Annotated in this window: 10 protein-coding genes, 1 pseudogene and 1 riboswitch; of the genes and pseudogenes, 4 read left to right on the top strand and 7 right to left on the bottom strand. The window is 69.5% G+C overall.

Going from position 1 to position 9,504, the window contains the following annotated elements:
* Both AC27VN_RS22565 and AC27VN_RS22560 read left to right on the top strand, forming a co-directional pair.
* The coding region (locus AC27VN_RS22565; protein ID WP_490877961.1) for an alpha/beta hydrolase at positions 1 to 1,319 on the top strand (1,319 nt) is incomplete at its 5' end.
* Between the two features lie 76 nt (positions 1,320 to 1,395).
* Positions 1,396 to 2,385, top strand: a complete 990-nt coding sequence (locus tag AC27VN_RS22560) for a tripartite tricarboxylate transporter substrate-binding protein (protein ID WP_208510258.1) — start codon at positions 1,396 to 1,398, stop codon at positions 2,383 to 2,385.
* 18 nt (positions 2,386 to 2,403) lie between these two features.
* Here the strand turns inward: AC27VN_RS22560 and AC27VN_RS22555 are convergent, their stop codons facing one another.
* The 5 genes from AC27VN_RS22555 to AC27VN_RS22535 all read right to left on the bottom strand — a co-directional run bounded on the left by AC27VN_RS22555 (position 2,404) and on the right by AC27VN_RS22535 (position 7,820).
* Entirely contained in the window at positions 2,404 to 2,976 is a 573-nt protein-coding gene (locus AC27VN_RS22555) for a TMEM165/GDT1 family protein (RefSeq protein WP_093345903.1), read from the bottom strand.
* Positions 2,977 to 2,986: 10 nt separating this feature from the next.
* Positions 2,987 to 3,157, bottom strand: a riboswitch (yybP-ykoY riboswitch).
* 90 nt (positions 3,158 to 3,247) lie between these two features.
* Positions 3,248 to 4,603, bottom strand: a complete 1,356-nt coding sequence (locus AC27VN_RS22550; protein WP_296779786.1) for a DUF8696 domain-containing protein — start codon at positions 4,601 to 4,603, stop codon at positions 3,248 to 3,250.
* Between the two features lie 110 nt (positions 4,604 to 4,713).
* The gene (locus AC27VN_RS22545) at positions 4,714 to 6,495 is read right to left on the bottom strand and encodes an ATP-binding response regulator (protein WP_490877960.1); all 1,782 of its coding nucleotides are present in this window, start codon (positions 6,493 to 6,495) and stop codon (positions 4,714 to 4,716) included.
* Positions 6,496 to 6,533: 38 nt separating this feature from the next.
* Complete coding sequence (locus tag AC27VN_RS22540) at positions 6,534 to 7,217, bottom strand: response regulator (RefSeq protein WP_490877959.1); 684 nt, start codon at positions 7,215 to 7,217, stop codon at positions 6,534 to 6,536.
* 291 nt (positions 7,218 to 7,508) lie between these two features.
* Positions 7,509 to 7,820, bottom strand: coding sequence for a hypothetical protein (locus AC27VN_RS22535; RefSeq protein ID WP_490877958.1), 312 nt, complete (start codon positions 7,818 to 7,820; stop codon positions 7,509 to 7,511).
* A 180-nt stretch (positions 7,821 to 8,000) separates the two neighbouring features.
* Between AC27VN_RS22535 and AC27VN_RS22530 the strand changes: the two genes are divergently transcribed.
* Positions 8,001 to 8,249 (top strand): hypothetical protein, encoded by a 249-nt coding sequence (locus tag AC27VN_RS22530; RefSeq protein WP_093345893.1) that lies wholly within the window; start codon positions 8,001 to 8,003, stop codon positions 8,247 to 8,249.
* A 15-nt stretch (positions 8,250 to 8,264) separates the two neighbouring features.
* On the opposite strand, the gene AC27VN_RS22525 is transcribed toward AC27VN_RS22530, so the two are convergent.
* Positions 8,265 to 8,762 (bottom strand): arsenate reductase ArsC, encoded by a 498-nt coding sequence (locus AC27VN_RS22525; protein WP_490877957.1) that lies wholly within the window; start codon positions 8,760 to 8,762, stop codon positions 8,265 to 8,267.
* Between the two features lie 164 nt (positions 8,763 to 8,926).
* Between AC27VN_RS22525 and AC27VN_RS22520 the strand changes: the two genes are divergently transcribed.
* Positions 8,927 to 9,220 carry a hypothetical protein gene (locus tag AC27VN_RS22520; protein WP_296779773.1) on the top strand — a complete coding sequence of 98 codons (294 nt, stop codon included), beginning with the start codon at positions 8,927 to 8,929 and terminating at the stop codon, positions 9,218 to 9,220.
* 20 nt (positions 9,221 to 9,240) lie between these two features.
* On the opposite strand, the pseudogene AC27VN_RS22515 reads toward AC27VN_RS22520, so the two are convergent.
* Positions 9,241 to 9,504 (bottom strand): annotated as a pseudogene (locus tag AC27VN_RS22515) (VOC family protein); the annotation flags it as partial.

Below are 9,504 nucleotides of genomic sequence, written 5' to 3'. Positions count from 1 at the left end.
CCCCGGCACCGCCGCCCCCGGCCGCACCCGAGCCCGAGGAAACGCGCGCGCAGGACGGCCGCCAGTTCACGGTCGACGAGACCAAGCTGCCGTTCGCGGCCATCTCGGGCGCGCCCGACACCGACCGCTGGTGGGGCGTGCTCGAGGGCGCGGGCTACCGCGTCGAAGTGCCGAAGAACTGGAACGGCATGCTCGTGATGTACGCGCACGGCTACGGCGGCACGGGCCCGGTGGTGAGCGTCAGCGATCCCACCATCCGCGCGCACCTGATCGGCCAGGGCTATGCCTGGGCCGCGTCGAGCTACACCAAGAACTACTACGACGTGCGCGCCGGCGTCGAGGACACCAACGCGCTCGCGCTGGCCTTCCAGCGCATCGCCTCGCAGAACGGCCGCACGCTCGATGCGCCGCGCAAGACCTACATCGTCGGCCAGTCGCTCGGCGGCCACGTGGCCGCGGCCGCGGTCGACGCCGAGGCGACGGAAACGGCCAACCACAAGGTGCGCTATGCGGGCGCGGTGCCGATGTGCGGCGTGCTCGGCGACACCGAGCTCTACAACTACTTCGGCGCCTCGCAGATCGCGGCGCAGCAGCTGGCGGGCCTGCCCGTCAACGGCTGGCCCGTGAGCAACTGGAACGACCTGCTGCCCACGGTGCGCGCCGCGCTGTTCACGAGATTCCCGAGCGCGACGACCGCGCAGGGCGAGAAGTACAAGGCCATCGTCAAGAACCTCACGGGCGGCGAGCGCCCGATGTTCGACGCCGGCTTCGCGGGCAGCATGAACGCCACCGTGTGGGGCACCTTCGGCCGCGACGGCACCATCAACGGCATCCTCAACCGCGACGGCTACGACACCACCGGCATCGTCTACCAGCTCGACAACGACCCGGCGCAGAACGCCGAGGAGATCACCTTCAACCAGGGCGCCTACCGGCTGCATGCCGACCCCGAGGCCAACCGGCTGCGGCGCGACGGCCTGCGCTGGTTCCCCAAGTCCAATGCGCGCATCGACGTGCCGGTGGTGACCATCCACACGCTGGGCGACGTCTACGTGCCGTTCAGCATGGAGCAGATCTACAAGCGCCGCGCCGATGCGCTGGGCACCTCGAAGTGGCTCGTGCAGCGCGCGATCCGCGGCATCAGCCACTGCGACTTCACGACCGAGGAGCAGACCCAGGCCTTCGACGCGATGACGAACTGGGAGCAGAACGGCGTGAAGCCGGCCGGCGACGAGGTGCTCGACGCCGCGACCGTGGCGCGCGCCGACTACGGCTGCAAGTTCTCCTCGGCCAGCCGCGGCGGCTGTCCCGCGCCCTGACGGCGCCGGTGCGGCCCGTCCCGTTCGCGGGGCGGCCGCACCGCCCTTCCCGTTTTCTTCGTTCGCACGTCCTGCCATGAAACAACCCACCCTCACCCGCCGTGCGCTGCACGCCCTGCTGCTGGCCGCCGGCCTCGCCGCCGCTCCCGCCTTCGCGCAGTCCGATGCCTTTCCGGTGCGGCCGATCCGCGTGCTGATCGGCTTCACCGCCGGCGGCTCGACCGACGTGCCCTTCCGCGTGCTGGCCGAGAACGCCTCGAAGATCCTGGGCCAGCCGGTCATCATCGAGAACAAGCCCGGTGCCGGCGGCGTGCTGCCCGCGCAGACCATGCAGGCCACCGCGCCCGACGGCTACACGCTCGCGCAGGTGCCGCTGCCGGTGTTCCGCCTGCCCTACACCACCAAGCTCAACTGGGACCCGGCCAACGACCTGAGCTACGTGATCGGCCTCGCCGGCTATTCCTTCGGCCTGGTGGTGCCCGCCGATTCGCCGATCAAGTCGATGCGCGAGTACCTCGCCTATGCCAAGGCCAACCCGGGCCGCCTGAGCTACGGCACGCCGGGCGCGCTCACCACGCTGCACCTGACGATGGAAGCGATCGCGATCCAGGCCGGCGTGGAGTTCAATCACGTGCCCTACAAGGGCAATTCCGAATCGCTGCAGGCGGTGCTCGGCGGCCACGTGATGTCGGTGGCCGACACGCCGGGCTGGGGCCCCTATGTCGACCAGGGCAAGCTGCGGCTGCTGTCGACCTGGGGCGAGCAGCGCTCGAAGAAGTACCCGAACGCGCCCACGCTCAAGGAGTCGGGCATCGACATGGTGCAGGCCTCGCCCTTCGGCCTGGTGCTGCCCAAGGGCGCGAACCCGAAGGTGGTCGCGATCCTGCACGACGCCTTCAAGAAGGCGATGGAGATGCCCAACTACCAGGAGTCGCTCGCCAAGTTCGACATGGAGACCTTCTACATGGACAGCGCGGCCTACAAGCAGTACGCAGTGCGCACCATGAAGACCGAGAAGGCCGTGATCGACAAGCTGGGCCTGGGCACGGCGGGCGCCGCCAAGTAGGCGGCCGCCCGCCGGGGCTCAGAACAGGTTGCCGACGTTGAACAGCGTCAGCAGCCCCAGCACGCCGAAGATGACGGCGGCCACGCCGTGCACCAGCCGCATCGAGACCTTGGCCGCGATCTTCTCGCCGAGGAAGACCGCGGGCGCGTCGGCCAGCATCATGCCCAGCGTGGTGCCGATCACGACCTGCACCACGTCGGGATAGCGCGCGGCCAGCGCCACGGTCGCGATCTGCGTCTTGTCGCCCATCTCCGCGAGGAAGAAGGTGATGACCGTGGTGCCGAAGGCACCGAAGCGGCTCTTCGTCTTCGCCGCGTCGTCGTCGATCTTGTCGGGGATCAGCATCCACGCGGCCATGGCCAGGAACGAGGCGCCGATCACCCAGCGCAGGATGTTCGGCCCCATGGCCTGGGCCACCCAGCCGCCGAGCGCGCCCGCGGCCGCGTGGTTGACGACGGTGGCGGTGAAGATGCCCGCGACGATCTGCCAGGGTTTGCGAAAGGTCGCGGCCAGGATGATCGCGAGCAGCTGGGTCTTGTCGCCCATTTCCCCGAGCGCGACCACGCCCGTGGATACGAGTAAGGCTTCCATGATGAAAAGAGAACTCCCTGGGCCAGCGACGCGAAGACCACGCCACTTCCCGGCCCATACCGAGGTGACGTGGTCAAAGGTCTTGCCAGGCTCTAAAGCTGCTCGCGCCATGGCCGAAGGCCAAGTGTGTTGACGCGGGCTCCTGCGTTGCGCAGGTCAGCTACTCCCCAATGACTGAGGCCGCGATCTTAGGGGCGAGCGTCGAATCGCCCTCGTCTTTTCGACGAATGTCCCCGTGTCGAGAGCGAGTTGCATTACCGGGCATGCGCGCTCAGGGCGCGAGCGTGAGCTTGAGGATCTGGTTGCCGTGGTTCGCGCCCACGTAGACGGTGCCGTCGGCGGCCACCGCCACGCCGATCGGGAAGTTGAAGGCGATCGGCGCGCCGGTGCCGTCCTGCAGGGTGCTGATCTCGCCCGCGGGCGTGACCACGCGCGCCACGCCATCCCAGGCGTGGGTCAGGAACACGTTGTCGTGCCCATCCACCGCCACGCCGTACGAATAGCCGAGCTTGGCCGGCGTGGCCACCGTTCCGTCGACCACGCCCGCGCCCGCGTTGCCGTTCGCGCAATCGCCCAGCAGCGTGCTCACGGTGGCGCTGGCCACGTCGATCTTGCGCAGGCAGGGACTGTCGGTGTCGGTGTCGTAGAGCGTCTTGCCGTCGCGGCTGAGCGCCAGGCCCTGCGGGCGCGCGAACTGGGCGGCCGTGCCGACGCCGTCGAGGTAGGCCTGCGTGCCGTCGCCCGCGAGCGTGCTCGTGGTGCCGTCGGCCGCGACCTTGCGCACGCGCTTGTTCTCCGTGTCCGCCACGAACAGGTTGCCCGCGCTGTCGAGCGCGATGCCGGTGGGGTTGTTGAACATCGCGGTGGCCGGGCTGTCGGCGTATCCGCTCGCGCTGCCGCCGACCCAGGTGCTGGCGGTCGTGGCGTTGGGCGCGATCTTGCTGATGCGATGCTGGTCGCTCACGTAGAGGGTGCCGTCGGCCGCCAGTGCCAGGCCGACCGGCGCATTCATCGTCGTCCCCGGCGTCACCTCGGCACCGCTGCCGCTGGCGGTGTCGATCCGATAGACCGAGCCATTGCCGCCCATGGCCACGTAGAGCTTCGCGCCGCTCGCATCGAGTGCGAGCTGATAGGGGCTGCTGTAGCTCACGCCCGTCGTCGCCAGCACGGTGGCGACCCAGGGCTTGACCGTCAACGTGGCGGCGCTGCTCGTCACGCTGCCGCTGGCGCCCGTCACCCGCACGCGCAGTTGCTGGCCGCTGTCGGCCAGCAGGCTGGCGGCCGTGCGGAAGCTGTCGCTTGTGGCACCGGCGACATCGGTCCAGTGGGCACCGCCGTCGGTGCTGCGTTGCCACTGATAGGCCGTGGCGTGCGCGGCCTGCACCTTCAAGGTGGCGGACACGCCCTGGCCCACGGTGGTGTTCGATGGCTGCGTCGTGATCGAAGCCGCGGCTGGGGCGGGTGCCGGCGGAGGTGTCTGCGCGGCAGGCGCGGGAGCGGGAGCGACCGGGAAGCCGGCAAAGCCCCCGCCACCGCCGCCACCCCCGCAGGCCACCAGCACGAGATTCATGACCAGCAACGCGACGGGTGTGCGCGCTGCACGGCAAACGGCAAGACGGGTGTTCATGAGAGGCCTTCCTTCTTTCAAGTGAGTGGATGAGAAGGCCTCCACGGTAGGGATCGCGACACCTGCGATCTAGTGTCGAAGGTCATCGACTTTCGGCGGAAAAAAGACGCTCAGGCGTGCCTGCGGACGGGGGTCGTTTCGTGTCGCGTCAGCGCTGCGAGGGCCTGCAGCAGCCGGTCGGCCGCCACCGGCTTGAGCAGCACCTGCAGGCCCGCGTCGTGCATCTGCTGCTGCCGCCGCGGCGCGGTTTCCCCGGTGATCAGCAGCACCTGCAAGCCGGGGCCGAAGCGCGCGCGCAGCCGCTGCGCCACGGCCAGTCCGTCGGCGCCATCGGCCAGGCGCACGTCGCACAACAGCACGTCGACCGGGGTGCCCGCCTGCGCGGCCTGCGCCAGCACGCCCTCGGCCTCGGCCTCGCTGGCCACCGCGTCGATGGCCACGCGATGGGCCTGCAGCAGCCCGGTCACGGCCTGGCGGATCGGCGCTTCGTCGTCGATCAGCAGCACGCGCCGCGGCAAGGGCAGGACGGCGTCGGGGCGTGCGATCGAGGGCGCGACACCCGAGGCCGACACCGCCGGCAGCACCATGCGGAAGCGGCTGCCGCGCTGCGGGCGCGAATGCACCTGCAGCGGATGCGCCAGCAGGCGCGAGAGCCGCTGCACGATCGACAGGCCGATGCCCAGCCCCTGCGCGCGATCGCGGCCCGGATTGTCGACCTGGTAGAACTCGTCGAAGATGCGGCCCAGGTGCTCGGGCGAGATGCCGATCCCGGTGTCGCAGACGTCGATCCACACCAGCGGCCCGCGCGCACGGGCGGCCACCACCACGCCGCCGCGCGGCGTGTACTTGAGCGCGTTGTCCACGAGATTGGAGAGCAGCCGCTGCAACAGCTGCGGGTCACTCAGCACCCAGCACGGCGTGGCGCGCAATCGGAGTTGCAGGTCCCTGCCGGCCGCCTGCGCCGCGAACACGTTGTTGAGCGCGAGGAACAGCGGATTGAGCTCCACCGGTCGAATCCGCGGTGCCACCTCGCCGGCGTCCAGCCGCGAGATGTCCAGCAAGGTATCGAGCGAATCGCCGAGCGTTCCGACCGCATCCATCAGCCGCACCGCGTGGTCCCATTCCTCGCTGCCCTGCAGCTTCTTCTCGATCACCGCGCCGAACAGCGCGATTGCATGCAGGGGCTGGCGCAGGTCGTGGCTCGCCGCGGCGAGGAAGCGCGTCTTCTCCTCGCTGGCGCGCTGGGTCGCGGCGATCTGGTGGCTCAGCTGCTCGGCCAGCGCCTCCTTCTCGAAACGCATGGTCAGCGAGGCCGTCAGCAGCCGATGGTGCTGCAGCGCGAAGGTGATCATCACGCACATGTAGAGCAGGCAGCCGGTGGCCAGGAACAGGTGCACCGTGTCGCCGCGCCAGGCCAGCGCCAGGGTCAGGCTCGCCATGCTGGGCACGATGAAGCGCGGGATGTTGCGCTTGAGAACCGCCAGCGACAGCGCACCGCCCGCGCAGCCGCCCATCATCATCACGATGACCATGACCCAGAGCCCGAGGTTGCGCCCCGGCGGCACGCACAGCCAGGGTGCGAGGCCCCAGACGCAGGAGCGCAGCAGCACGTTGCGCGCATTGAAGCGTGCCCAGTACTCGGGATGCTCGGCCGCATCGGGGCTGCGCCGGTAGCGCCGGTAGGCGCGTCGCAGCGTCAACGCCAGGTGCAGCGCCATCCACAGCAGCACCTGCCAGCGCCACGTGGCCACGAACAGGCCGATGCCCAGCGCCTGGGCCGTGAGCATGTCCGCGAGATAGGCGGCCGGCGCGTTCGCATGGACCGCCGCCACCTGTTCGCGCAGCACCCGCCGGGCCAGTTCGGGCGGCGGTGACTCGGTCATCGCGAGCATGCGGGCATCTCCATCGAAAGCCGCATGGCGCGGAGAGCTTATCGAAGGCTGCTGATGAGCTGGGCCCGCGAGCGCATGCCGAACAGCAGCAGCAAGGTGGACACATGGTTCTTGACCGTGCCCTCGGTCAGGTGCGACAGCTGCGCGATCTCCTTGTTCGACTTGCCGGCCAGCAGCCAGTCGAGGATCTCGACCTGGCGCGCATTGAGCTGCGGCTGCGACTCGGCGCGCGCCGGCGTCGTGGGCGCGCTGCTCGAGGTCGTCGATGGCCGGGCCGGCAGGCCGATCAGGTCGTTGTCCCTCACGTAGCGCAGCACCTCGCCCAGGTGGCCGGTCTTGGGCAGGAAGGCCTGCGCCCCGAGCGCCATCGCGCCATGCATCAGCGCATGGCTGTCCTTGCCCGAGAGCACGATCACGGGCGAGGAAGGAAAGGCGCGCCGGAAGCGCACCAGGGTGTCCAGCCCCTGCGAGTCGGGCAGGTCGAGATCGAGCAGCACCAGGTGGTGCGAGGCCTCATGGAGCGCGTAGAGGTGCAAGGCGTCGGCGAGGCAGCGTGCCTCGTACACCGGTACGCTGCCGGTCTCCGCGAGCAGCAGCGCGCGCAGGCCCAGGCGCACCAGCTCATGGTCGTCGACCACCAGGATGCCGCGCGCCGGCAGGGGCACGCCGACTTCGCTGCGCAGCGGCGCGGCATGCGGTGACAGGGGTGTGGCGTGGGCCATGGGCGGGCATCTTAGTGCTGCCTCGAGCGAAAACCGAAATGACCAAAGTCATGAAAACCGCTGCTGTGCGGCGAGCAAATGGCGCTGTGGGCAAGGGACTCGCCCTTTGGGATATTGCGCGATCCTCGCTGGTGTCGTCACCAGTCCTGCTGCACGTCGAAAAGGAGCGACTGCATCGAGGATCCCAGTCTGCTGCGGGCTCATTCGCCACGCAAACGCGATCACCTACGCAAGAAGAGATAGCTCTTCTGGACAGCTCGGCTCATGAGTGCCGCGCAACGCGGCCCGCGCTCAGATCGCGATCGAAGGCAGCGCCTGCCCCTGCGCGGCGCGTGGTCCCACCACGATGCGCTGGGGCCGTTCCGCACGCGGCAGCGGCTCGGGCAAGGCCTCGGGTGCGGCCGCGCTCGTGCCGAGCACGCCCCACACGGCGGCGAAGCGCACGTCGGCCTCCTTGCGCAGGCGCGCGATCTGTTCGATCTCCTGGGGTGCGACCTTCATGCGGCCGCCGCGCGTTCGCTGGTGCAGCACGTGAATGGCCGCCTGGGCCGCGTCTTCGGCGCCCACCCATGCCGCGAAGGCGGCGTCCCGGTTGTCTTGCATGCTTGTTCCCCAGCGAAGAAGTTGGGCGCAGTCGCAATCATCTACGCCTTGATACACCGTATCGATCGGACCGCGCGTCTTCTGTAGGTCATTGCCGACTCGGCCTGCCGGTGGAGGACTGCCCGCCACCCGCGCCGGGGGCCGATCATTCTTCCGACCAAGACCTCGAGGAAAAAAACCATGTCCCAGCTCAGCGTCGATCTCTACCAAAGCGTCACCGATCCCGAGAAATTCATGGCCGTTCCGTCCGGCACCGATCCCGCTGAACTGACCGGACCGATGGTGTTCGACCGGGACTACGGGCAGGTGGTGCGCTACCGCCAGGGCTTCGAGTTCGACCCCACGCAGGACTACGCGGGCGCCAACGCCGCCAAGATCGCCGCCGACGTTCTGACCGTCAGGTGGGCGCTCTACCGCCGCGAAGGCTGAGCCCACGCGAGCGGCTCAAGACGTCCCGATCTGACGCGCCTCCGCCTCGATCACGAGGCGGTCGATGCGCTCGTCGGGCAGGTTGACCAGCAGCTCCACGTGCCGGCGGATCGCATGCATGGTCTGCACGAAGGCGTCGTCGCCAAGTTCCGCGCCCGGTGCGCGCGGGTCGGGATGCGACCAGTGCGCCGAAGCGGGCTGGCCGGGCCAGACCGGGCAGGTCTCGCCCGCGGATTCGTCGCACAGCGTGACCACGAGGTCCATGTGCGGGGCCGAGGCCGCGCCGAACTCTTCCCAGCTCTTGCTGCGCAGTCCTTCGGTCGGCAGACCCGCGCCACGCAGCGCGTCGAGCGTGCGCGGATCGGCCTGGCCGTCGGACGTGGGCGCATGGCCCGCGGAGTGCGCGACGAAGCGGCCGTGGCCCAGTTGGTTGAGCAGCGATTCGGCGATCAGGCTGCGCGCGGCATTGCTGTTGCAGAGGAACAGGACGTGGACGGGATGGCCAGGATTCATGGCGTGACGCGAGGCCGCGCGTCGCGGCCCGGTTTGTTGCGGACCCGGGCATTGACGCCGCTTCCGATGACGCACGCATGACACCCCCGCGCCGGCGTGTGTAGTGCCGGCGTCACCTTCGCTGCGCACGATGGCGTCTTTCTCCACTTCACCGAAAGCACCGCATGTCCACCGACGCCAAGCTCATCGCCGCCGCCGAACTCGCCGACCACTACATCGAGATCATCCTGTCGGAAGAACCGGCCCTGCTGGTCGAGAAGATCGCCGACCAGGGCGCGAAGGACATCGCCAAGTCGGCCAAGGCACTGGCCGAGTTCCGCCTGCAGCTGGCAAAGGCACTGGCTGAGCAGCCGATCCCCGAGTACTTCGAGGAATCGGAAGAGGAAGAAGAAGAGGAGTCGGAGGAAGAATCGGCCGAGGACGGCGAAGAAGCCAAGGACGAGCACGCCGACAAGTAAGCGGCCCGCCCCCGCGCCGTTCAGCCGCCCACGAGGCTGTCGAGCGCCGATGCGCGCCGCGCGGCGCCTTCGCGCGCGGCCGGCGCGAATTCGATCAGCGCGCCATGCGTCTTCGCGAGGTCCGGCGCCTCGGGCGACAGCGTGGCCGCGGTGTGCAGCACCAGCGCGTACGGCCCCTCGCCGCGGGCGCTGAGCCGCTGCTCCACCGCGCGGCCGATCGGCGTGGCGGCATCGGTCTTCGCGCTCGCGCGCGGCGACGAGAACACCAGCGCGCTGCCGCCGAG

It is taken from the genome of Variovorax sp. 20P10.2.4 (genome assembly GCF_058244205.1).
This window is presented reverse-complemented; position numbering and strand designations above follow the sequence as displayed.

Excerpts from the sequence above, each read along its gene's own strand:
- AC27VN_RS22560 (WP_208510258.1), top strand. The coding sequence starts at position 1,396 with ATGAAACAACCCACCCTCACCCGCCGTGCGCTGCACGCCCTGCTGCTG.
- AC27VN_RS22555 (WP_093345903.1), bottom strand. The coding sequence starts at position 2,976 with ATGGAAGCCTTACTCGTATCCACGGGCGTGGTCGCGCTCGGGGAAATG.
- AC27VN_RS22550 (WP_296779786.1), bottom strand. The coding sequence starts at position 4,603 with ATGAACACCCGTCTTGCCGTTTGCCGTGCAGCGCGCACACCCGTCGCG.
- AC27VN_RS22545 (WP_490877960.1), bottom strand. The coding sequence starts at position 6,495 with ATGCTCGCGATGACCGAGTCACCGCCGCCCGAACTGGCCCGGCGGGTG.
- AC27VN_RS22540 (WP_490877959.1), bottom strand. The coding sequence starts at position 7,217 with ATGGCCCACGCCACACCCCTGTCACCGCATGCCGCGCCGCTGCGCAGC.
- AC27VN_RS22535 (WP_490877958.1), bottom strand. The coding sequence starts at position 7,820 with ATGCAAGACAACCGGGACGCCGCCTTCGCGGCATGGGTGGGCGCCGAA.
- AC27VN_RS22530 (WP_093345893.1), top strand. The coding sequence starts at position 8,001 with ATGTCCCAGCTCAGCGTCGATCTCTACCAAAGCGTCACCGATCCCGAG.
- AC27VN_RS22525 (WP_490877957.1), bottom strand. The coding sequence starts at position 8,762 with ATGAATCCTGGCCATCCCGTCCACGTCCTGTTCCTCTGCAACAGCAAT.
- AC27VN_RS22520 (WP_296779773.1), top strand. The coding sequence starts at position 8,927 with ATGTCCACCGACGCCAAGCTCATCGCCGCCGCCGAACTCGCCGACCAC.